The following is a 21,973-nucleotide window of genomic DNA, read 5'->3' as shown; positions in this document are numbered from 1 at the left end:
TAGGTAATTATATTGGTGGGGTTAATAATGCGTACTTTATTGATTATTTTATTTTCAAATGTATTAATTGGTTGCGCTGCTGCGGGTATAATTTTCGATGGGGCAGCGCGCTCTCAACCTGGCCCAGTAAATGCGGGGCCTGTTGTAAAAGATAAAGAGGGATTTAGCTTTACTAAACTCGGTGTTGAAGCCGATATGGCTATAGTTGAATTTATTAAAGGTAAGGGCAATAACAATACGGTACAAGTATGCAGGCAAGTGAGTAAAGTATTGAAAGAGTGTGTAGAGGTAGAAAAGTCATCTCTACACACTACTGAATCTAAGCAGTTAAAAACTGATGATGAAATAATAAGTGTTGGTCAATAAAGCTGCTTATAAAAAAGTAGCTATGATCGTAGCCGGCTTGCATTTCAAGTGTAAGCGGGTAGCCTTTTTTATCAGCAATAGCGACTAGGTTTTCTGGCTTAAGTTGCTCTTGTAAAAAGCCATCAGCATCACCCTGACTCACTAACATGGGTAAGTAATTAGCTTGCTCTGCGCTTTTCATTAACTCGCAGCTGTCATATTGTGACCAAAGCGCTTTATCATTTCCTAAATAACCAGTAAATGCTTTTACACCCCAAGGGCATTCAATCGGATTTACGATAGGGCTAAAAGCCGAGGCACTTACAAACGCAGTTGGGTTTTTAAGTGCAACCATTAATGCACCATGCCCTCCCATAGAGTGACCGCTAATTGCTTTTGTGCTTGTTACCGGAAAATGTTGTTCTATAAGTGCTGGTAACTCACTAACAACATAATTGTACATATTAAAATGGGTATTGTAAGGAGCTTGCGTAGCATTTACGTAAAAGCCTGCGCCTTGAGCAAAGTCGTAGCTGTCTTCGTTGGGTACGTTTTCGCCGCGTGGGCTAGTGTCAGGTGCTACAATAGCAATACCCAGCTCGGCAGCTTTTTTAAATGCGCCGGCTTTTTGCATAAAATTTTCGTCAGTACAAGTTAAACCTGATAGCCAATAAAGTACCGGTACTTTGTTTGCTTCACTTGCACCAGGTGGTAAAAATACGGCAAAGCGCATAGTGCAATGTGTACTTTGCGAGCTGTGAGTATATTGTTTATGCCAACCGCCAGACACTTTTACACTTGAAATATTTTCTAACATACTTAATCCTTAAAGCCGTAAACTTAGAAGTATTACGGCTCATTATTAAACGTATTTAAGCAAATATTAGTAATGAATTACTGTACGAATGCTTTTACCTTCGTGCATTAAATCAAATGCTTCGTTAATATCTTCAAGGCCCATTGTATGGGTAATAAAGTCGTTAAGAGCAAATTCTCCAGCCATATAACGCTCTACTATTTCAGGTAGTTGTGAACGGCCCTTAACGCCACCAAACGCACTGCCACGCCATACACGCCCAGTTACCAGTTGAAACGGACGGGTTGATATTTCTTGGCCAGCACCGGCTACACCAATAATTACCGATTCGCCCCAGCCCTTATGACAACACTCAAGCGCTGAGCGCATAACATCAACATTACCAATACATTCAAACGAGTAGTCAACGCCACCGTCAGTCATTTCAACAATAACTTCTTGAATTGGCTTGTCGAAATCTTTTGGATTAATTAAATCAGTTGCACCAAGTTTTGTTGCTAAATCGAATTTAGTGGTGTTTATATCAACACCAATAATACGACCCGCACCAGCCATTTTTGCGCCAATAATGGCTGATAAACCAATACCGCCTAAGCCGAATATAGCAACCGTATCACCAGGTTTTACGTTAGCTGTATTTGTTACTGCACCCATACCTGTTGTTACACCACAGCCTAGTAAGCAAATCTCTTCTAAAGAGGCTTCTTTATTTACTTTAGCGAGTGAAATTTCTGGTAATACAGTGTACTCAGAGAACGTTGATGTACCCATGTAGTGGTAAATTGGTTGGCCGTCTTTAAAAAAGCGTGTTGTGCCATCTGGCATTAGGCCTTTACCTTGAGTTTCGCGTACAGCTGAACATAGATTAGTTTTACCTGAAGTACACATTTTACATACGCCACATTCAGCAGTGTATAGAGGAATAACATGGTCCCCAACTTCAACACTGGTTACGCCTTCGCCAACGGCATAGACAACACCAGCGCCTTCATGGCCTAAAATAGCAGGAAATATGCCTTCAGGATCTTCACCCGATAATGTAAATGCATCGGTATGACATACACCAGTAGCGGTAATTTTTACCATTACTTCGCCTTTTTTAGGCATCATTACATCAACTTCCTCAACACTAAGTGGTTGATTAGGACCCCAAGCAATGGCAGCTTTTGATTTAATAAATTCAGACATGTTTTTATTTCCTTTAACTGGCTATTAAAAAATAATTGTAGACCCAAATTGCTTGGGTGATGCGCGTATTGTATTTGTTTCTCAAACAATGATAATCTCTGATTTATTAAAACACTTTTACAGTATGGTAATAATGGCGCGTTGGGATGGGATAGATGAGTTTATAGCGGTAGGTGAAGAGGGCAGCTTTACCGCAGCTGCTAAAACGCTAGGGCTTTCGGTTGCGCATATTAGCCGCCATGTTACAGCGCTTGAGCAACGTTTAAATACTCAACTTTTAACCCGTACAACCCGTAAAGTCGTTTTGACCAAAGAGGGTGAAGCGTATTTACATCAAATAAAGCATTTACAATATGCTATGGATGAAGCAACGCAAGGTCTTGCCACGCACCAAACTACACCAAAGGGTAAAATTAAACTCACTGCTCCGGTTATGTACGGGGAAACGTTCATAATGCCTTTAGTGAATAACTTTATGTATGACCATCCTGAGGTAGAAGTTGTTGCCACATTAAGCAACGAGCAAGAAAACTTGCTAGAAGGCGGCTTTGATTTAGCAATAAGGTTAGGGCATCTAAAAGATTCAAGCTTAAAAGCACGCAGGTTAAGTGCAAGGCGCTTTATTATGTGCGCGGCACCACAGTATTTAACTCGATTTGGTGAGCCGCATACTTTAGGCGAGCTAAACAGCCATGAATGTTTAATTGGTAATAGTAGCTACTGGCGCGTAAACGAAAATGGGCGCGATAAACACATCAAAATAGCGGGGCGATTACAGTGCAATAGTGGTTGGGCGCTGGTGGATGGCGCTAAAAAAGGGCTTGGTATTGTACAGTTACCCGACTACTACATTGGCAACGAAATTTCCTCTGGAGAATTAGTCCCTATTTTAACAGCTTATCAACCACAGCAAGAAGGGGTGTGGGGCGTGTACCCACCAAGGCAGTTTGTGGCCACTAATGTACGCGTTTTACTCGATTATTTAGTTAAAGGGCTTAAAACTTAACCGCGAATTAATGGTTAAACATGTATTGCTTTAAATATAGCCAAGTATCAGATTTTTAAATTATTTCTTACATTTTACGCCATACCCAAAGGCACTTTTTTCGTGCTACTATTGCTAAATACTTTTAGGATAAGTGTTAAAAATAATATGTTTCAACCGGTTAGCTTATTTATTGGGCTTAGATACAGTCGCTCCTCTAAGGGAAATGCGTTTATATCCTTTATATCGTTTTTTTCTATTGCCGGTATCGCTATTGGTTTAATGGCTTTATTTACGGTCAGCAGTGTAATGAATGGCTTTGAAAATAGCTTAAAAACGAACATGCTAGGGCTTATTCCTCACGTTGAAATAAAAGCGGAAGCACATACCGCTACACAAATGAATGACCTAAAAACCGATCTCGAACAATCTCCCTATGTTGACCATGTAAGCTTATATCGCCACGGAGAAGCTATTTTACAAACTAATAAAGATTTACACGGCGTGTTACTGCAAGGCCTTTACGACGATAACGGCTCTTTATATAAAATTACCGACAAAATAGTGCAAGGCGATTGGAAAACCGTACTTAACAAAAACTACAGTATTGCTATAAGCCGTTATTTGAGTCGTAAATTAGGCGTTAGCGTTGGTGATAAGCTGCGCGTTATTATGCCTAATGCTTCAACTTATACACCACTTGGGCGAGTACCTAGCCAGCGTTTATTTAAAGTTGCCGCAATATACGAAACCGGCTCTGAAATCGATATGGCACTTGCGTTTACCAGCGGCGCTTCGCTGCAACGCGTGCTTAAGCTCGATAAAAACACCGCCCCTAATTTAAGTATCTCGTTGCACGAACCGTTCGAGCTAGATGAATTTATTGAAGCCAGCCAGCGTATTTTAAACGATCATAATTATAGTGATTGGCGCAGTACTCAAGGGACTTTATTTGCAGCCGTTGCAATGGAAAAACGCATTATGTCGATGTTGCTTGCACTTATTGTATTGGTGGCTGTGTTTAATATTGTATCGGCTTTAACCATGATGGTGAGTGAAAAACAAGGCGAGGTAGCCATACTACAAACGTTAGGTTTAACTCCTTCGCAAGTACAAAAAGTATTTATGGTACAAGGCTTATATAACGGTGTAATAGGTACTGCAATAGGTGCGTTTTTAGGTGTTATATTTAGTTTGTATATAAATGAGTTACTTGCATTAGTGGGTTTAAACTTACTTGCAGGTATAGAGCTTCCGGTAAAATTTGATATTTTGAGTTTAGTAATAATAGCGTTTGCCAGTATTGCTATGAGCTTTTTAGCTACCTTATATCCTGCGCGTAAAGCCGCAAAAGTAAAACCAGCAGAGGTATTACGTTATGAATGATTTAGTTATTAGTTGTGAAAATTTAAGTAAGGTTTATCAAGACGGCAACAACCAAGTTGAAGTATTAAAAGGCGTTGATTTAGCTTTGCAGCAAGGCGAAATGCTCGCGATTGTGGGTAGCTCAGGCTCTGGTAAAAGTACGCTTTTACATATACTTGGCACATTAGATACCGCAAGTTCGGGTAGCGCTAAAATTAAAAACCAAGAAGTTGCAAAACTTTCGCGAACAGAGCAAGCCGCATTTAGAAACCAAAATTTAGGGTTTATCTATCAATTTCATCATTTATTAATGGAGTTTAGCGCGTTAGAAAACGTAGCTATGCCATTATTAATTAAAGGCTTAAGTGCAAAAGAGGCTAAAGTACAAGCACTCGATATGCTCGAAAAAGTAGGCCTTGCACATCGCTGCTCACATAAACCGTCTGCACTTTCTGGTGGAGAGCGCCAACGCGTGGCAATAGCCCGTGCACTGGTTACTAAACCTGCGCTTGTGCTTGCTGATGAGCCAACCGGTAATTTAGATAAACAAAACGCGATTAAAATTTACGATTTAATTAACGAGCTAAACCAAAGTTTAAATACGAGTTTTGTAGTGGTTACACACGATTTAGAGCTTGCCGATAAGCTGGGTAAAATAGCGTATTTAGATGATGGAAAACTAGCTATTAAAGAGTCGCAGTATGTTGCTTAGTGCATTTTTAAGTAAACGCTTTAGAGCTTACTCAGGCCATAAAGACGAAAAAAACGGCTTTGTTAGTTTTATCGCTAAAGCATCGACTATTGGTATTTTATTAGGTGTCGCGGTTTTAATTGTGGCGCTGTCTGTAATTAATGGCTTTGAGCAGCAACTAGTACACCGCTTACTAAGTGTTGTACCGCAGGTTGAATATGTAGCACCAAGTAGACCCATCGCGAATTGGTCGCAAAAGGTTGAGGATTTACAAACACAACCGCATGTAACAGGGGCTGCGCCATTTATTGCTGTAAATGGGATGGCGCAATATAAAAACCAGTTAAAAGCAGTTGAAATTCGTGGTGTAGAGCCATCGCTCGAGAGTAATGTATCGGCGGTAAACCAGTTTACCAGTGGTAAATTAGTGAGCCAGTTAGGCTTTGATGACGTTATCTTAGGCAAGCAAATAGTAAAACAGTTAGATGCCAAAGTAGGCGACAACATTACGTTACTTATTCCGCAAATTAGTCAAAAAGGTCAGTCGTTATTAGCGCCGAAACGCGTAACACTTAATCTTGCAGGTGTTATAGAAATGGGCGGGCCGATTGATAGTACCGCTGCGTTTATACATATTAACAAAGCGCAGCAAGCATTGGGTTACGACGAGACTCAAGTCACAGGGCTGCGATTAAGTGTTGATGATGTATTTTCAGCGCATCAAATAGCGTTAAAAGTGGGCCAAACTATTGACGACTATGTGTATATTTCTAGTTGGTTTAGAACGCAAGGCAGCCTGTATCAAGATATTCAAATGGTACGTACCATTGTTTATATTGTGGTGTTTTTAATTATTGCAGTAGCTAGTTTTAATATTGTGTCTTCCTTGGTGATGGAAGTGCGCGAAAAACAAGGCAATATTGCTATTTTAAAAACCATGGGCGCGAAAGACAGCACTATTTTAGCCACCTTTGTAATGCAGGGCTTAATGCAAGCATTTGTAGGCGTGGCACTAGGAACACTAATTGGGGTGGTGTTAGCGCTTAATATAAGTGAGCTTTTTACGTGGATAAGCCAATTATTTGGAGCCAATCCGCTTGAAGGTGTTTATTTTATAGAGTTTTTACCAAGTAAATTAGTACTTGAAGACATTGGTATTACAGTAATTGTTACGTTTGTGCTTGCGATACTTGCCACTATTTATCCTGCATGGCAAGCAACGCGCGTAGATCCTGCCAAGGTGCTAGGTAACTAGGTATATAAAGCTTAAATAAAAATTAATAGGGTGGTATTAGTAAACCTGTTAAACTAGGTGCTTATTTAAAATTAAGCAATAACTGCTTGGTTGCTATACCTCACTTTGGGATTTACTTTGACTAATAACGATATTTTACGCCGCATTCGCTACACTTTTAACTTAACTGATACTGCTATGGTCAATGTTTTTGCATCAGCAGAGCATGCTGTTACCAAAGAGCAAGTAATTGCATGGTTAACTAAAGAAGGTGAAGAGGCTTTTACCCCAATAAGTGATACTGAGTTTGCTAGCTTTTTAAATGGATTTATTAATACCCAACGTGGCAAACGCGAAGGTGAGCAACCAGAGCCTGAGAAAAAGCTAAACAACAATATTATTTTTATGAAGCTACGTATTGCTTTAAACATGAAAGCAGAAGATGTTATAGCAACACTTGCACTTGTTGATTTTGATTTAAGTAAACATGAGTTAAGCGCGTTTTCTCGAAAAGTAGATAACAAACATTACCGTGTTTGTAACGATCAAATATTACGCTTGTTTTTAACTGGCGTACAAAAGCAGCACCGTCCAGAAGAGTCTGCTGAGTAACTGGTTTTAGCTAATTAGCTTTTAGTTAATGGGTTTTTTGCGAGCGCAATGCAGTATAAAGCCCATTAATTTTTATATTTTTAAACAAACCCACACCTAATCTAATACTTCTAAAATTCCCTTTTAAAAACATTACAATTTAGCTTGTACGAATATTAGCGTACAGCTGTGAATTTAAATTCATCTTTAATAAATAAAAATCAATCTTCCAATCAAAAATAATTCAAGTGCTGCACGTTAAATATCTTAACTTTCCATGCTAAGGTAACAGTTAATTATATTAAATTAAGACCTTAAAGCATGAGTCATAAACTTGATCACGTTTACTTTAACATCTGATAAATACTTTTATTATTAACACGGAAGAATAAATATGAATTATATCCATAGCACAATCGCACAATTAAAAAATAGTAGTCCTGCACAATGCGAGTTTTATCAAGCTGTTGAAGAAGTGCTTGAATCACTCGAACCGATCTTAGAAAACTCAGAAAAATACAAAAAAAATGCCATTATTCAACGCTTAGTAGAGCCCGAACGCCAAATTATGTTTAGAGTTCCTTGGGTTGATGACGAAGGCAATATTCAGGTAAATAAAGGCTACAGAATTGAGTTTAACTCTGCACTTGGCCCCTATAAAGGAGGCTTACGTTTTCACTCAAGTGTAAATGCCAGCATAATTAAATTTTTAGGGTTTGAGCAAATATTTAAAAATGCTTTGACAGGTTTACCAATCGGTGGTGGTAAAGGCGGGGCAAACTTTGATCCAAAAGGGCGCTCAGATGCTGAAATAATGCGTTTTTGCCAATCATTTATGAGCGAGCTCTATCGCCATATTGGCCCTACAACCGACGTACCTGCTGGAGACATTGGAGTAGGGGCGAGAGAAATAGGTTACTTGTTTGGTCAATATAAACGTTTAACTGGTCGCTATGAAGGCGTTTTAACAGGTAAAAGCTTATTGTGGGGTGGATCGCTTGTTCGAAAAGAAGCTACGGGATACGGCGCTGTTTATTTTGCTGACTACATGCTGCAAGCACGCGGTGATAGCCTACAAGGTAAGCGCTGCTTAGTCTCGGGCGCAGGTAATGTTGCTATTTATGCTATGGAAAAACTTTATCAAATGGGTGCAACACCTGTAAGTTGCAGCGACTCTCGTGGCACTGTGTATCATGAGTCGGGTATAGATTTAAATCTTATTAAATGTTTGAAAGAGCAATCGCGTGATTGCTTGAGCGTATACAAACAAACTCATCCTGATGCTATTTATATTGCTGTAAATGACTACCCTAAAGATGGGCATGCTGTTTGGCGCTTTAATGCTGCCGCTGCTTTTCCGTGCGCCACACAAAATGAATTAACACAGGCAGACGCTAACGCATTATTATCTGGCGGTTGTTTATTAGTAAGTGAAGGCGCAAATATGCCTTCAACAAAAGAGGCTATTGATTGCTTTATTGCTGCAAAAATTGCGTATGGACCAGGCAAAGCGGCCAATGCCGGTGGCGTTGCGACAAGCCAATTAGAAATGGCACAAAATGCGAGTATGCAAAGTTGGACCTTTGAAGAGGTTGACGAGAAACTAAAGCAAATTATGAAAAATATATTTGTGACAGCCAACGATACCGCTACAGAATTTGGTGAGCCAGGAAACCTTTTATTGGGTGCTAATATTGCAGGCTTTAGGCGCGTTGCCGATGCAATGATTGAGCAAGGCGTAGTATAAAAAATACGATTGAGTGCCAAATTTAGCCATAAATTTATATCTAATTGTGGCTAGATTTAGTTATAAACGTGATTAGTTAATTATAACTCTATAAAGCTGAGCTATAACAGCGTAGGATCAACTTACTTTCGAATGAAAAATAGGTTTGCACCTTAGTGCATTAACACAAAAATTTATGCAAACAACTGCAAAAGCATCACTTCCAAACGCCTTACTTATTTCTATTAGCACACCACAGTTTAAAGGAGACGAAGCTACAGAGTCGCTTGCAGAACTTGCGCGCTTGGTCACTACTTTAGGGTTTAAAGTAGTAGGTACTCAATCGCAAAAGCAAAGTTCTACCCAAAAGGTTAATGTACTTGGCTCAGGCAAACTAGCAGAAATAGCGCACCTTACCGGTAATAAAGGGTCTGCTGCAGATGAGCAAGAAGATGAAAATGTTCTTGATGACGATCCATTATCTGACATGCCGTCAGAAATCCCATCAGACGATTTAGATTTTGCGTGTGCCGATGTTGTAGTATTTGATTGCGATCTAACGCCTTCTCAGCTACGTAATGTTGAGAACCAATTAGGTGTAGAAGTATTTGACCGCACAGGCATAATCATTGAAATATTTAGCCGCCATGCGCGAACTAAAACAGCAAAATTACAAGTTGAAATTGCTCGCCTTAATTATGTCGCGCCACGACTTCGTGAAACATCAACAGGTGATAAAGAACGCCAAATGGGTAAAGGGGCGGGTGAAACCACCCTTGAGCTAAATCGCCGTAAGGTGCGCGATCAATTAGCAGAATTAAAGCGTGAGCTTGTTAGTGTTCAAGATGTAATGATGGACAGACGAACGCAGCGCTCTGAGCTATTTTCAGTAGCTTTAATTGGTTACACCAATGCGGGAAAATCATCAATGATGCGCGCAATTACAGGCAGTGATGTGGAAGGCGAAAACAAACTTTTTGCAACGCTAGATACTACAGTTCGTGCGTTATATCCCATTACACAGCCTCGTATACTCGTATCTGATACAGTTGGTTTTATTAAAAAGTTACCACACGATTTGGTTGCTTCGTTTCACTCAACACTCGCTGAAGCACATGATGCGTCGCTACTTTTGTATGTGGTTGATGCATCAGACCCTTCTTTTCGTTCACAGCTTGAAGTAGTACATAAAGTACTGGCAGAAGTTGGTGTGGAAGGCAGCAAAAAATTATTAGTGCTGAATAAATCAGACCAATTAAGTACTGAGCAGCAGCAATCGCTAATGGATGAGTTTCCTGATGCAATGATGACCTCTACGCGTAACCCTGATGATATTAGTAAACTACATAAATATATTGTTGATATTGCTCAAGAAGACATGATTGAAGAAGAGATTGTTATACCGTACACAGCCAAAGGTATCGTGGGCGAAATTCGATCGAGTATGAGTGTTGTTAAAGAAGAATATGAATACAGCCATATTAAATTAACAGTACGCTCAAGTGCGATTGATTTAGAGCGTTTAAAAAAGAGAATGTTGGATTTATAATAAATTCAAAACATAAAAAGCACAGCCAATCGGCTGTGCTTTTTAATAGTTGCTTGAGGTAAATTTATTATTCGCAATACAGGTTTTCCATAGAAGAGAAATTAAGAGAAAGCCTTATCGCTTAGCTCTTCTTGCATTTGCTCTCGCATTTTAAATTTTTGCAGTTTACCTGTTACTGTCATTGGGTAGTTTTCTACAAAACGGATATGTCGTGGCATTTTAAAGTAGGCTAGTTTGTCTTTCAAAAACTCACGAACTGCTTGCTCATCCAGCACTGCATCTTCTTTTGGTTGGATCCAAGCGCACACTTCCTCGCCATACTTTTCATCTGTTATACCAAATATGGCTGCATCTTGAATGCCTGGGTAGGTGTAAAGCACTTCTTCTATTTCGCGCGGATAAATGTTTTCGCCGCCGCGAATAATCATATCCTTAATACGCCCGACTATAGTGACAAACCCTTCAGTATCCATAACACCTAAATCACCAGAGTGCAGCCAACCGCTGTCATCTATTGTGGCTTTTGTTTTAGATTCGTCATTCCAATAGCAGCGCATTATACCTGCACCTTTACTACACACTTCGCCAGGTTGACCAATTTGTTGAATGTTACCCAACTCGTCAATAATTTTAACCTCGGTATGTGCAAGCGCACGGCCAACAGTCGTTACTTGGCGCTCTATTGAAGAGTCTGTTTCGGTAATGTTGTTTATGGGGCTGCACTCAGTTTGTCCGTAAGCAATGAGCACTTGATGCATGTTCATTTGTGTTTGTACTTTTCGCATTACTTGCTCAGGGCACGTTGAACCTGCCATTACACCCGTGCGTAAAGTACTTAAGTCATAATCGTTAAAATTACTTAGTTCAAGCTCACTAATAAACATAGTTGGTACCCCATGTAGCGCTGTACAGCCTTCTTGTTGCACTACATCAAGGGTTGTTTTTGCATCAAACGAATCACCTGGGTAAATGGCTGCAGCACCCTTACTTACACATAATAAGCTACCTAGTACCATAGCAAAGCAATGATACAGCGGGATCGGAATGCATAACTTGTCATTGCTTGTAAAATGCATGGATTCGGCGACGAATCGCGCATTATTTAAAATATTTTTATGAGTGAGCGTTGCGCCTTTTGGGTTGCCTGTCGTGCCTGATGTAAATTGTATATTGATGTCTTGCTCAGCATTTAAGTGCGCACCTATTGCTTTTAATTCACGCTCATGTGCTGCTGTTGGCAAGTTAATAGCATCATTAAAAGAATGCATACCAGGAGATGCTTCATCGCCAATGCGGACTATATTTTTAAGAGTGGGCAGTGCTTTTAAATTAAGTTTGTTTTTATCGCAAGTTGCAAGTTCTGGCGCTAAACAATTAAGCATTTCTATATAATCACTGCCTTTGAAGTTTGATGCTGTAATTAAGGTGGAGCATTCAACACTATTTAAGGCGTATTGTAATTCGTTAGGGCGATATGCAGGGTTAATACACACCATTATTGCGCCAATTTTAGCTGTTGCGAATTGGGTTAAGCACCACTCAATATTATTAGGAGACCAAATACCAACACGTTCGCCAGGTTTCACGCCAAGTGCCAGCAACCCCATAGCGAGTTGATTAACTTCTTTTTGAAATTCCTTATACGTTAAACGAATACCCTGATGATGAACTACAACAGCTAACGCCTCTGGGTTTTTGTCGACAATAAAGTCAAAGTACTCGCCAATGGTTGAATTTGTTAAAGGTGTGCTTTGTATACCTTTAAAATAGCTTTGCGATAACGGTAAGTGATTTATTTGTTCTACTTCTTTTACCGCAATAGTGTGTGTGTGCATTGCTCTCTCCATGAAAATGTGTGTGAGTTATGTAAACTAAAAAGTTAAAATAAACACATATTGTCGACAAAGAGAAGTGCAGTTAGACTAATGTATTATTAGATTAATAAAAGCTAATACTACTTTTTAGACACAAAAAAACACGTCTTACAATGTAAGTACGCGTTTTTTAACGAGTAATGAGTTTACATTTCGTCGCTGCGGTATGTTTTTTTCATGATGTAAACGTAAGCGTTTACAAATGCATTTTCTTGGTACTTTTTAAGGCCTGTTTCTTCAAAATCAATAGGGATAGGATTACGCTTTACCTGTTCTTTAATTTCAGTTGTGGTAAACAAACGTACATCTAAATTTTCGATTAATTGAATCGCAGTTTCCATTTTGAATCCCTTCGCGCTGCCAGCAAATTTACCTTTAGGCTGACGCTCACGGATTGCAACAGAATCAATTTGGTAATCTTGCATTAGTTTTGCAAAATCGAATTGAAATTTACGCATTACTTCAGTGTCGTTACCGTTACCTAAGGTAAAGCGTGTTTGGCGCACATCGCGAATATCAAATACGTCATTATCTTTACTTAAAATACAAAGTAGTACATCACTACCGGTAATTTCTACACCACATGTTCTCATGTCTATTCTCTAAAATAACTTAATTACGCAGTATTATACGCAACGCACATTAAAATGCGAGTGTAGGTATAGTTGTAGGTGCGTAATTAGCGCGTTGATGCTTTTATATTTTAACTAAATGATTTTTTTTGCACTAAAAGCTGCATTTAGTGCTCAAAACGGGAGGATTTCACCCCTTTAAACTTGTAATTAAATGCACAGCACGCGACAATATATCCTTGTAGTTGAACAGACTCGTCATCTACATTAATTAGTCAATGCTTATTCGTAAAAGCGTTGTCGAGCCATTCTCATTTAATTTAATAAAAATACACGTGATACATTGTAGGTGTCACCACTGTAGTAAGGATTTATAATGCCAGTTATTACTCTTCCAGACGGAAGTCAACGTAGTTTTGAAAACCCTGTAAGTACGCTTGATGTTGCAAACGATATTGGTCCTGGTTTAGCTAAAGCGACCATTGCAGGTCGTGTTAATGGCGACCGTGTTGATGCATGTGACTTAATTAGTGAAGACTCTCGCCTTGAGATCATCACCGCAAAAGACGATGACGGCCTTGAAATCATTCGTCACTCTTGTGCTCACTTAATTGGTCATGCAGTTAAGCAACTTTTCCCAGACGCAAAAATGGCAATTGGTCCTACTATTGACAATGGTTTTTACTACGATATCGATATGGAACATTCATTATCACAAGATGATCTTGAAGCAATTGAAAAGCGTATGTTGCAACTTGCAAAAACAAACTACGACGTAGTGAAAAAAACAGTAAGCTGGCAAGAAGCACGCGATACATTTGAAGCGCGTGGCGAAACATACAAAATAGAAATTTTGGACGAAAACATCGCTAAAGATGACCGCCCAGGGTTATATCATCACGAAGAATATGTAGACATGTGTCGTGGACCTCACGTGCCTAACATGAAATTTTGCCAAAACTTCAAAATAATGAAAGTGGCGGGTGCATATTGGCGCGGTGATTCAGAAAACAAAATGCTACAACGCATTTACGGCACAGCGTGGGGCGATAAAAAGCAACTTAAAGCGTATTTAAAACGCCTTGAAGAAGCTGAAAAACGCGATCACCGTCGTATTGGTAAAGCGCTTGATTTATGGCACTGGCAAGAAGAAGCGCCAGGCATGGTATTTTGGCACAACGATGGTTGGAGTATTTACCGCGAGCTTGAAGAGTTTGTACGTGAAAAATTACGTGAATATGAGTACGAAGAAGTAAAAGGTCCAATGATGATGGACCGTTCACTTTGGGAAAAATCAGGTCACTGGGAAAAGTATTCAGAAGCAATGTTTACCACTGAGTCTGAAAAGCGTGAATACGCAATTAAACCAATGAACTGCCCAGGCCATGTGCAAATCTTTAACCAAGGTTTAAAATCGTACCGTGATTTACCACTTCGTATGGCTGAATTTGGTTGTTGTCATCGTAATGAACCATCAGGTGCACTACACGGTTTAATGCGTGTACGTGGCTTTACACAAGATGATGCTCACATTTTCTGTACTGAAGAGCAGATAATGGATGAAGTTTCAGCATGTATTAAGATGGTTTATGATACATATGAGACATTCGGATTTGAGAAGATTGTAGTTAAGCTATCTACTCGCCCAGAACAACGCATTGGTGAAGACCATATGTGGGATAAAGCAGAGGTTGCTTTAGCCGAAGCACTTAAGCTAAACGATATTGAATTTGATTATCTTCCGGGTGAAGGCGCGTTTTATGGCCCGAAGATTGAATTTACTTTATACGATTGTTTAGACAGAGCGTGGCAGTGTGGTACAGTGCAATTAGACTTTGCATTACCGGGTCGTTTAGGGGCTACTTATGTAGCAGAAAATAACGAACGTCGTACACCTGTAATGATACATCGTGCTATTTTAGGTTCTATCGAACGCTTTATTGGCATTTTAACTGAAGAGTACGCTGGTTTATTCCCAACGTGGCTTGCGCCAAAGCAAGTGGTAATTATGAATATTACCGATAAACAGGCTCCTTATGTTAAAGAAGTTGTACAAAAATTAAATAAACTTGGAATTAGAGCCGCTGCTGACTTGAGAAATGAGAAGATTGGCTTTAAAATCCGTGAGCATACACTGAAGCGTATTCCATACTTGCTTGTTGTTGGCGATAAAGAAGTTGAACAACAAGAAGTAGCAGTGCGTACTCGCACAGGTGAAGACCTAGGCAAATTTAATGTTGATGATTTTGTAGCTAAAATTAGCGAAGAAATTAAAAATCGACAGTAAAAATCGAGCGTGTAAGGCATTAACAAACAGCCAATTACACGCTTATATTATTGATATTCTTGGAGGAACGTACTATTAGAGGCGGCAAGAAAGGGCAACAAACAGCTCAAAAAAATCGTATTAACGAAGAAATTACAGCGCAAGAAGTTCGTTTAATTGACATTGAAGGCGAACAAGCTGGAATTCAGTCATTACAAGACGCGCAAACTATGGCCGATGCAGCGGGTGTTGATCTTGTTGAGATCAGTCCAAACGCTGAGCCGCCTGTTTGTAGAATCATGGACTACGGTAAGTTCATCTTTGAAAAAAGCAAAGAACTAAAAGAGCAGAAAAAGAAGCAAAAGCAAATCCAGATTAAAGAAATCAAATTCCGTCCTGGTACGGATGAAGGTGACTATCAGGTTAAGCTTCGCAACTTACGTAAGTTCTTAGAAGCTGGCGATAAAGCTAAGATTACGATCCGCTTCCGTGGCCGTGAAATGGCTCACCAAGAAATTGGTATAGAATTATTAAACCGTATCAAAGCCGATTTAGAAGAACTTGCAGTAGTTGAGTCTTTCCCAAATCGTGTTGAAGGTCGCCAAATGGTTATGATGATGGCGCCTGTTGCTAAAAAATAATTTTTAAGCGATAATACGCACCGAAATTAGCTCAGGTCTGCAAGTAATATGCGAATATTCACCTGAGTTAACCGGTATTAAAGTAAGATTGCGGCATTTATGTTGGGTCTTCACCGGAACATGGCAGTAAGTTAGGCCTAAAAGTGGAGCTATAGAAATATATCTCACGCCTGCTTACTAATTTAAAAGCAATACAATTTGGAGTTATTCCAATGGCTTATAAGCTAAAAAGTCACAGTGGCGCTGCTAAGCGTTTCAAAAAGACTGCTTCTGGCGGTTTCAAGCGTAAACAAGCGCATCTTCGTCATATTCTGACTAAGAAAACTTCTAAGCGTAAGTTACACCTACGTCCTAAGATGATGGTTCATAAAAATGACCATGGTCTAGTTTCACGTATGTTACCGTTCGCTTAATAGGGGTTTTTAGAAATGGCAAGAGTTAAACGCGGCGTTGTCGCACGTGCACGTCACAAAAAAGTTTTAAAACAAGCAAAAGGTTACTACGGAGCACGTTCACGTGTTTACCGCGTAGCTTTCCAGGCTGTTACTAAAGCGGGTCAATACGCTTACCGTGACCGTCGTGCGAAGAAACGTACTTTCCGTCAATTATGGATTGCACGTATCAATGCTGCTTCACGTCAAAATGGTCTGTCTTACAGCCGTTTTATCAATGGTCTTAAAAAGACATCTGTAGAAATCGATCGTAAGATCCTTGCAGATATCGCTGTTTACGACCAAGTTGCATTCGCAGCGCTTGTAGAAAAAGCAAAAGAAGGCCTAGCCGCTTAAGCTTTTTTATATAAGTATTAAAAAGGAGCCTATGGCTCCTTTTTTTGTGCCTATTACTTAGTAACTTACATTTTTTGGAATTAAGCTTATAAATAGTAATGTATTGAGCTGCCAAGGCGTGTTGAATTTGCAGTAGTATGCTTGGCTTTTAAGCAAAGCAAATACCAAATATATGCTGCCCTTTGAGCCCGATGTTGGGACGATTAACCCTTTGTTGCTCGGCTTTTACTTATTCTTAAATGGATATAACCCAGTAGAATAATGCAGGAGCAGTTATCGAGCCCACAGGTACAAACCTCGCACCGCGATCAAACCTCCCCTAGATTGAACGAATTTCAATCGACAAAGAACAACACGCCCTAGACTTAATAAGTTTATAAAGCCCCTAAATACAGCTGTAAATAGGGGATATGTAATTGGCTGCATTTTTTTGTTGAATCACCGCAGTTTCCTCATTATAAAAAAATTAGTTGATATAATTTATATAATTGAGGCGTTTGTTAGAGAATTTTATGTTTGCAAGTTTACTAGTTTTATCTGCAAGTGTTGCGTATGGCGCACACTTACCTCCATTAATTGAGTGGCAGGGGAAAAGCGTAGAGCTTTTACAAAAACAAGGGCCGTTAACTACTGATTTTGAGTTGTCAGCAGGTGAAGCGTCACCCGATTATGCAAATACAATGGCATTTGTAGATAGGTTAGTTGCTGCAAACCCTACTCAGTTTCAATCTCAAACCATCGGCTATAGTAATAGCAAACGTGCAATTAAAATGCTGATTGCCAGTGAGCAAGGCTTTTTTGAAGCAAGGCAAATGGCTAATAGCACTAAGCCAACTATTTTTATTCAGGCAGGAATACACTCTGGTGAAATAGACGGTAAAGATGCCATGTTTATGCTGCTTAGAGATATAGCAACAGGTAAGCGCCGTGACATTTTAAAAAAGGTAAACATATTATTTATTCCTATTTTAAATGTAGATGGACACGAACGTAGTAGTGCATTCAATCGCATCAATCAACGGGGCCCTGCAAAAATGGGCTTTAGAACAAATGCAAACAACCTTAATTTAAATCGCGATTTTACTAAACTTGATACGCCAGAAGTTAGAAGTGTTTTAAAGGTTATTAACGACTACAGCCCAAATTTATACATTGATGTACATGTTACCGATGGGGCAGATTACCAATACGATGTGACTTATGGCTACAATCCGGTATTTTCAAGCGAATCGCCTGCGGTATCTGACGCTTTAAACCAGTTTTTTAAACCTCTGATTGACGATAAGCTGGCTGAACAAGGCCACACGCCAGGGCCACTTGTTTTTGTTATGGATAAGCGTGACTTTAAAAAAGGATTAGCGGGGTGGGTTGCTACACCGCGCTTTTCAAATGGTTGGGGTGATTTAAAGTCATTACCGACTATTTTAGTTGAAAATCATTCATTAAAACCTTACAAGCAACGTGTATTAGGAACTTACGTGTTTTTAGATGGTGCTATTACTGCGCTATCAAAGCATAGTCATGAGTTAGCTAATGCAGTAAAAAAAGAGCAAGAATTTGTTCCTAAACAGTTAATAGTAAAGCGTGGCTATGCCAAGCATGCTGACACGATTGCGCAGTTTAAAGGTATTGAATATTCATCAAGCATGAGTGCACTCTCGGGCCAAAATGAAGTGAAGTATTTGGGTAAAGCACATACATATATCGACTTACCTATTTATTGGCAAAAAGATGTACAACATACAGTTGAAGTACCTAAAGCTTTTTTTATTCCGCCTGTATATCGCAATATTATTAAGAAACTAAAGTTACACGGTGTCTCTATTAATAAACTTGAAGGGGCAAACACACAGCCTTTAAAAGTAGCAAAGGTGGCAGACTACACGTTTGATAAAGCACCATTTGAAGGCCGTTTTAGAGTGTCAGCAAGTTTCGATTATGTCCCCGCTATAAATGTAGATTTAGATGGTTGGTATCAAGTCAATACTCAACAAAAAGCAGGTGAGCTTGCTGTGCATTTATTGCATCCTGAAGCACCCGATTCGTTTTTTGCATGGGGGGAATTTAATACTATTTTCCAGCGTACTGAGTATATGGAAAACTATGCACTAATTCCGTTTGCACGCCAAATGCTAAAAGATAATCCAAAGCTAGCGCTTAAGTTTGATGAAAAGCTTAAAGATAAATTGTTCGCAAGCGACGCTGAAGCGAGATTAAACTGGTTATATGAGCAAAGCCCATTTTATGATCAAGCGTATTTAAAGTACCCAATACTGATGTCATTCGAAGAAGAAGTTGTTATCCCGGATCAAAAAAATAAAGAAATCTAATATGCAAATTATAACCATACCCGTCACTGCATTTGCACAAAATAGTCGTATTATTTGGTGTAGTGAAACTAAACAAGCCGTAGTCATAGACCCAGGTGGTGACCCTGATAAAATAGTAGCAGCCCTTAATGAGCATAAACTAGAGTTAAGTGCTATTTGGTTAACGCACGGGCATTTAGACCATGTGGGTGGGGCTGATATTTTACGTAATCAATTTAACGTACAAATTATTGGCCCACAAAAAGATGAGTACTTCTGGTTTGAAAACTTACCTATGCAAGCACAAATGTTCGGGTTTAAACCCATTGAGCCTTTTTATCCGGATATTTGGCTAAACCATAACGACACCGTGAGCGTAGGTAAACTTAGCTTTTTAGTGAAGCATTGTCCGGGGCATACACCTGGTCATATTGTGTTTTATCAACAAGACTATGAATGCGTTATTGTAGGTGATGTTATTTTTAAAGGCTCAGTAGGGCGAACTGATTTCCCTAAGGGGAACAGCGAACAACTTATAGAGTCGATTAAGACGCATATTCTAACCTTACCTGATAATACTAAAATATTGGCAGGGCATGGGGGCGACACTACGGTTGGATTTGAAAAACAAACAAATCCTTTTGTGAGTGGTAAGTTTGGTTAAGTTACTTATTTTAAGTTTGGCAAACTGCATAAAAATTAAAAATAAGCAGACTGAGTTTTAAAATGGTTGTATAATTTAACCAGTTTATTTGATAAATAAGAAATAAAATGTCTCTAAATCACGTAGATCGCCAAATATTGGCACTTTTACAACAAGATGCTAGTTTATCAACCGCAGAAATTGCTGATAAAGTAGGCTTGTCTCAATCTCCATGCTGGCGTCGAATTGCCAAGCTAGAGCAAGATGGTTATATAAAAAGCAAAGTGGCTCTCTTAGATGAGAAAAAACTTGGCTTTGATATGCTTGTATATGCACATGTGCGTTTATCAAATCACGGTAAAAAGAACCTTGCTGAATTTGAAAAACTTATAATGAGTTATGATCAAGTAACAGAGTGTTACACCATGGCCGGAACAATGGACTTTATGCTACGCATAATTTCACAAGGTATAGAAGGTTATGAGCACTTTGTACGCGATAATTTACTAAGCTTGGAATACGTACAAGAAGTACATTCTAATGTAACAATGACATGTGTAAAACGTAGTACATCTCTTCCTTTATAAAAGCACTTCTTTAAAAGCTAAACCTCTTTTAGTTTAGCTTAACCACATAATGACAATTGTTAACTGAGCGCTAATTTGTTAGAATTTAGCGCTTTTTTTATACCCATAACACCATTTGAGGAACTCAATGTTTAACTTACTCAGTAGGGCGCCTAGCTCTGCTAAAAACGATATTCTATCTGGATTAACTGTGGCGCTTGCCCTAGTGCCAGAAGCTGTTGCGTTTGCCTTTGTTGCAAATGTAGAACCTTTAGTTGGTCTATATGCCGCGTTTATCGTTGGTTTAATTACGGCTATATTTGGTGGCCGCCCTGGTATGATTTCAGGTGCAACCGGTGCACTAGCTGTTGTTATGGTAAGTTTAGTGCTTGATCATGGTGTTGAGTATTTATTTGCGACCGTATTGCTCATGGGCATACTGCAGATACTCGCGGGTGTATTTAAACTCGGTAAGTTTATCCGCATGGTTCCTCATCCGGTAATGCTTGGTTTTGTAAACGGCTTAGCTATTGTTATATTTTTAGCCCAATTAGGACAATTTAAAGTGCCTGATGGTATGGGCGGACAAGAGTGGATGACGGGTAATCCGCTATACATTATGCTTGGTTTAGTGGCTTTAACTATGGCTATTATTCAGTTTTTACCAAAACTGACCACGGCTGTGCCCTCTACATTAGTCGCTATTATTACAGTCACCGCTTTAGTTATTGGTTTGGATTTAGAAGCGCATACTGTAGTTGATTTCTTAAAAGGAATGACAGGCGACGAAGCTGCAACAATTGCTGGCGGTTTACCTGAGTTTCATATTCCTATGGTACCGTTTACTTTCGAAACGCTACAAATTATTTTTCCTTATGCGCTTATTTTAGCGGCTATTGGTTTAATTGAATCTTTATTAACGCTTAGCTTAATTGACGAGATTACAGAAACCCGTGGTCATAGTAATAAAGAGTGTATAGGGCAAGGCGCTGCAAATATTACTTGTGGTATGTTTGGTGCAATGGGTGGTTGTGCTATGATAGGTCAATCAATGATCAACATTAACTCAGGTGGCCGTTCTCGCTTATCGGGTATTAGTGCCGCATTGATGTTGCTTGCATTCATCATATTCGCTTCAAGTTTAATTGAGATGATCCCACTAGCTGCACTTGTTGGTGTTATGTTTATGGTTGTACTAGGTACGTTTGAATGGGCTAGCTTTAAAATGATGAAGCGTGTGCCTCTATCAGACGCGTTCGTAATAGTACTTGTATCGGGTGTGACGGTTATTACCGATTTAGCTATTGCAGTATGTGTAGGTGTTATTGTATCTGCATTAGTATTTGCTTGGCAGCATGCTAAGCACATATACACAACTAACTATATAGATGAAGAAGGCGCTAAAGTATATGAGTTACATGGCCCACTTTTCTTTGGTTCAGTTAAAAACTTTGCAGAGTTATTTGATGTTAAAAATGACCCTAAAAATGTAATTGTTGAATTTAAACATAGCCGCGTATCTGATCACAGTGCAATTGAAGCAATTGACACACTTGCTGATAAGTACACAAAAGCAGGTAAGCAACTTCACTTACGTCACTTAAGTAAAGACTGTACGCAGTTGCTGCATAAAGCACGCGATTTGGTTGAAGTGAATGTGATTGAAGATCCAACATACAAAGTAGCATCAGACAAACTAGCTTAATTTACACAAAGCTATTTATATTTAAAAAGCGAAAGGTGAATAACCTTTCGCTTTTTTAGTGTCTCGACTATTGGTTTGCGGTAAGACTCTTAAAAAGCAAGGTAGGCTGTAGTGCTAT

The 21,973-nt window shown here is 39.3% G+C and carries 20 protein-coding genes; 16 read left to right on the top strand and 4 right to left on the bottom strand.

Translation table 11 applies throughout. From position 1 onward, the window contains the following. The first annotated feature begins 27 nt into the window (after nucleotides 1-27). Entirely contained in the window at nucleotides 28-366 is a 339-nt protein-coding gene (locus WNY98_RS09630) for a hypothetical protein (RefSeq protein ID WP_294120610.1), read from the top strand. On the opposite strand, the gene fghA is transcribed toward WNY98_RS09630, so the two are convergent. Both fghA and WNY98_RS09620 read right to left on the bottom strand, forming a co-directional pair. Continuing rightward, nucleotides 320-1,162, bottom strand: a complete 843-nt coding sequence (gene fghA, locus WNY98_RS09625) for an S-formylglutathione hydrolase (protein ID WP_342877763.1) — start codon at nucleotides 1,160-1,162, stop codon at nucleotides 320-322. The two genes, WNY98_RS09630 and fghA, sit on opposite strands and share 47 nt — an antisense overlap. Nucleotides 1,163-1,228: 66 nt before the next feature. Further along, nucleotides 1,229-2,350, bottom strand: coding sequence for an S-(hydroxymethyl)glutathione dehydrogenase/class III alcohol dehydrogenase (locus WNY98_RS09620; protein ID WP_076923952.1), 1,122 nt, complete (start codon nucleotides 2,348-2,350; stop codon nucleotides 1,229-1,231). 133 nt (nucleotides 2,351-2,483) lie between these two features. On the opposite strand from WNY98_RS09620, the gene WNY98_RS09615 reads away from it, so the two are divergent. The 7 genes from WNY98_RS09615 to hflX all read left to right on the top strand — a co-directional run bounded on the left by WNY98_RS09615 (nucleotide 2,484) and on the right by hflX (nucleotide 10,491). Further along, on the top strand, nucleotides 2,484-3,356 hold the full coding sequence (locus WNY98_RS09615; protein WP_342877762.1) for a LysR family transcriptional regulator: 873 nt from the start codon (nucleotides 2,484-2,486) through the stop codon (nucleotides 3,354-3,356). 147 nt (nucleotides 3,357-3,503) lie between these two features. After that, nucleotides 3,504-4,721 carry a lipoprotein-releasing ABC transporter permease subunit gene (locus WNY98_RS09610; protein WP_076923953.1) on the top strand — a complete coding sequence of 406 codons (1,218 nt, stop codon included), beginning with the start codon at nucleotides 3,504-3,506 and terminating at the stop codon, nucleotides 4,719-4,721. Further along, the gene (gene lolD / locus WNY98_RS09605; RefSeq protein ID WP_342877761.1) at nucleotides 4,714-5,412 is read left to right on the top strand and encodes a lipoprotein-releasing ABC transporter ATP-binding protein LolD; all 699 of its coding nucleotides are present in this window, start codon (nucleotides 4,714-4,716) and stop codon (nucleotides 5,410-5,412) included. Before WNY98_RS09610 ends, lolD begins: the two co-directional genes overlap by 8 nt. Beyond that, entirely contained in the window at nucleotides 5,402-6,646 is a 1,245-nt protein-coding gene (locus WNY98_RS09600) for a lipoprotein-releasing ABC transporter permease subunit (RefSeq protein ID WP_342877760.1), read from the top strand. Before lolD ends, WNY98_RS09600 begins: the two co-directional genes overlap by 11 nt. A 117-nt stretch (nucleotides 6,647-6,763) precedes the next feature. Next, nucleotides 6,764-7,237, top strand: a complete 474-nt coding sequence (locus WNY98_RS09595) for a DUF1456 family protein (protein ID WP_024600278.1) — start codon at nucleotides 6,764-6,766, stop codon at nucleotides 7,235-7,237. A 373-nt stretch (nucleotides 7,238-7,610) separates the two neighbouring features. Continuing rightward, nucleotides 7,611-8,963, top strand: coding sequence for an NADP-specific glutamate dehydrogenase (gdhA, locus tag WNY98_RS09590; RefSeq protein ID WP_342877759.1), 1,353 nt, complete (start codon nucleotides 7,611-7,613; stop codon nucleotides 8,961-8,963). A gap of 175 nt (nucleotides 8,964-9,138) precedes the next feature. Further along, nucleotides 9,139-10,491 (top strand): GTPase HflX, encoded by a 1,353-nt coding sequence (gene hflX, locus WNY98_RS09585; RefSeq protein WP_024600276.1) that lies wholly within the window; start codon nucleotides 9,139-9,141, stop codon nucleotides 10,489-10,491. A 101-nt stretch (nucleotides 10,492-10,592) separates the two neighbouring features. Here the strand turns inward: hflX and WNY98_RS09580 are convergent, their stop codons facing one another. Together WNY98_RS09580 and WNY98_RS09575 are read right to left on the bottom strand one after the other, a co-directional pair. Continuing rightward, nucleotides 10,593-12,326 carry an AMP-binding protein gene (locus WNY98_RS09580; RefSeq protein ID WP_342877758.1) on the bottom strand — a complete coding sequence of 578 codons (1,734 nt, stop codon included), beginning with the start codon at nucleotides 12,324-12,326 and terminating at the stop codon, nucleotides 10,593-10,595. A gap of 185 nt (nucleotides 12,327-12,511) precedes the next feature. Then, entirely contained in the window at nucleotides 12,512-12,958 is a 447-nt protein-coding gene (locus tag WNY98_RS09575) for a DUF3010 family protein (RefSeq protein WP_342877757.1), read from the bottom strand. A gap of 355 nt (nucleotides 12,959-13,313) precedes the next feature. On the opposite strand from WNY98_RS09575, the gene thrS reads away from it, so the two are divergent. From thrS to WNY98_RS09535, 8 genes are all read left to right on the top strand, one after another. Beyond that, nucleotides 13,314-15,224, top strand: coding sequence for a threonine--tRNA ligase (gene thrS, locus WNY98_RS09570; protein ID WP_076923960.1), 1,911 nt, complete (start codon nucleotides 13,314-13,316; stop codon nucleotides 15,222-15,224). 59 nt (nucleotides 15,225-15,283) lie between these two features. After that, the gene (infC, locus tag WNY98_RS09565; protein ID WP_002960714.1) at nucleotides 15,284-15,844 is read left to right on the top strand and encodes a translation initiation factor IF-3; all 561 of its coding nucleotides are present in this window, start codon (nucleotides 15,284-15,286) and stop codon (nucleotides 15,842-15,844) included. 212 nt (nucleotides 15,845-16,056) lie between these two features. Then, on the top strand, nucleotides 16,057-16,257 hold the full coding sequence (rpmI, locus tag WNY98_RS09560; protein WP_002960713.1) for a 50S ribosomal protein L35: 201 nt from the start codon (nucleotides 16,057-16,059) through the stop codon (nucleotides 16,255-16,257). Between the two features lie 15 nt (nucleotides 16,258-16,272). Continuing rightward, a complete protein-coding gene (gene rplT, locus WNY98_RS09555; RefSeq protein ID WP_002960711.1) occupies nucleotides 16,273-16,632 on the top strand; it encodes a 50S ribosomal protein L20 in 360 nt (119 codons plus the stop codon). A 512-nt stretch (nucleotides 16,633-17,144) separates the two neighbouring features. Then, the gene (locus WNY98_RS09550) at nucleotides 17,145-18,962 is read left to right on the top strand and encodes a M14 family metallopeptidase (RefSeq protein ID WP_342877756.1); all 1,818 of its coding nucleotides are present in this window, start codon (nucleotides 17,145-17,147) and stop codon (nucleotides 18,960-18,962) included. Between the two features lies 1 nt (nucleotide 18,963). Further along, the gene (locus WNY98_RS09545; protein ID WP_096793003.1) at nucleotides 18,964-19,605 is read left to right on the top strand and encodes an MBL fold metallo-hydrolase; all 642 of its coding nucleotides are present in this window, start codon (nucleotides 18,964-18,966) and stop codon (nucleotides 19,603-19,605) included. Between the two features lie 107 nt (nucleotides 19,606-19,712). Further along, nucleotides 19,713-20,171 carry an Lrp/AsnC family transcriptional regulator gene (locus WNY98_RS09540; protein WP_007375323.1) on the top strand — a complete coding sequence of 153 codons (459 nt, stop codon included), beginning with the start codon at nucleotides 19,713-19,715 and terminating at the stop codon, nucleotides 20,169-20,171. Nucleotides 20,172-20,298: 127 nt separating this feature from the next. Continuing rightward, nucleotides 20,299-21,855: a SulP family inorganic anion transporter gene (locus WNY98_RS09535; protein ID WP_008169027.1), complete on the top strand. Its 1,557-nt coding sequence runs from the start codon at nucleotides 20,299-20,301 to the stop codon at nucleotides 21,853-21,855. Nucleotides 21,856-21,973: the final 118 nt, after the last annotated feature.

The sequence above is a fragment of the Pseudoalteromonas sp. AS71 genome (genome assembly GCF_038900275.1).
In the GTDB taxonomy this organism is placed as follows: Bacteria; Pseudomonadota; Gammaproteobacteria; order Enterobacterales; family Alteromonadaceae; genus Pseudoalteromonas.
The sequence above is the reverse complement of the archived record's forward strand: the minus strand, read 5'-3'. Positions and strand labels throughout refer to the sequence as shown.

What these genes read in the sequence shown, in the direction of transcription:
- WNY98_RS09630 (WP_294120610.1), top strand. Translation starts at nt 28, where the DNA reads ATGCGTACTTTATTGATTATTTTATTTTCAAATGTATTAATTGGTTGC.
- fghA (WP_342877763.1), bottom strand. Translation starts at nt 1,162, where the DNA reads ATGTTAGAAAATATTTCAAGTGTAAAAGTGTCTGGCGGTTGGCATAAA.
- WNY98_RS09620 (WP_076923952.1), bottom strand. Translation starts at nt 2,350, where the DNA reads ATGTCTGAATTTATTAAATCAAAAGCTGCCATTGCTTGGGGTCCTAAT.
- WNY98_RS09615 (WP_342877762.1), top strand. Translation starts at nt 2,484, where the DNA reads ATGGCGCGTTGGGATGGGATAGATGAGTTTATAGCGGTAGGTGAAGAG.
- WNY98_RS09610 (WP_076923953.1), top strand. Translation starts at nt 3,504, where the DNA reads ATGTTTCAACCGGTTAGCTTATTTATTGGGCTTAGATACAGTCGCTCC.
- lolD (WP_342877761.1), top strand. Translation starts at nt 4,714, where the DNA reads ATGAATGATTTAGTTATTAGTTGTGAAAATTTAAGTAAGGTTTATCAA.
- WNY98_RS09600 (WP_342877760.1), top strand. Translation starts at nt 5,402, where the DNA reads ATGTTGCTTAGTGCATTTTTAAGTAAACGCTTTAGAGCTTACTCAGGC.
- gdhA (WP_342877759.1), top strand. Translation starts at nt 7,611, where the DNA reads ATGAATTATATCCATAGCACAATCGCACAATTAAAAAATAGTAGTCCT.
- hflX (WP_024600276.1), top strand. Translation starts at nt 9,139, where the DNA reads ATGCAAACAACTGCAAAAGCATCACTTCCAAACGCCTTACTTATTTCT.
- WNY98_RS09580 (WP_342877758.1), bottom strand. Translation starts at nt 12,326, where the DNA reads ATGCACACACACACTATTGCGGTAAAAGAAGTAGAACAAATAAATCAC.
- WNY98_RS09575 (WP_342877757.1), bottom strand. Translation starts at nt 12,958, where the DNA reads ATGAGAACATGTGGTGTAGAAATTACCGGTAGTGATGTACTACTTTGT.
- thrS (WP_076923960.1), top strand. Translation starts at nt 13,314, where the DNA reads ATGCCAGTTATTACTCTTCCAGACGGAAGTCAACGTAGTTTTGAAAAC.
- rpmI (WP_002960713.1), top strand. Translation starts at nt 16,057, where the DNA reads ATGGCTTATAAGCTAAAAAGTCACAGTGGCGCTGCTAAGCGTTTCAAA.
- rplT (WP_002960711.1), top strand. Translation starts at nt 16,273, where the DNA reads ATGGCAAGAGTTAAACGCGGCGTTGTCGCACGTGCACGTCACAAAAAA.
- WNY98_RS09550 (WP_342877756.1), top strand. Translation starts at nt 17,145, where the DNA reads ATGTTTGCAAGTTTACTAGTTTTATCTGCAAGTGTTGCGTATGGCGCA.
- WNY98_RS09545 (WP_096793003.1), top strand. Translation starts at nt 18,964, where the DNA reads ATGCAAATTATAACCATACCCGTCACTGCATTTGCACAAAATAGTCGT.
- WNY98_RS09540 (WP_007375323.1), top strand. Translation starts at nt 19,713, where the DNA reads ATGTCTCTAAATCACGTAGATCGCCAAATATTGGCACTTTTACAACAA.
- WNY98_RS09535 (WP_008169027.1), top strand. Translation starts at nt 20,299, where the DNA reads ATGTTTAACTTACTCAGTAGGGCGCCTAGCTCTGCTAAAAACGATATT.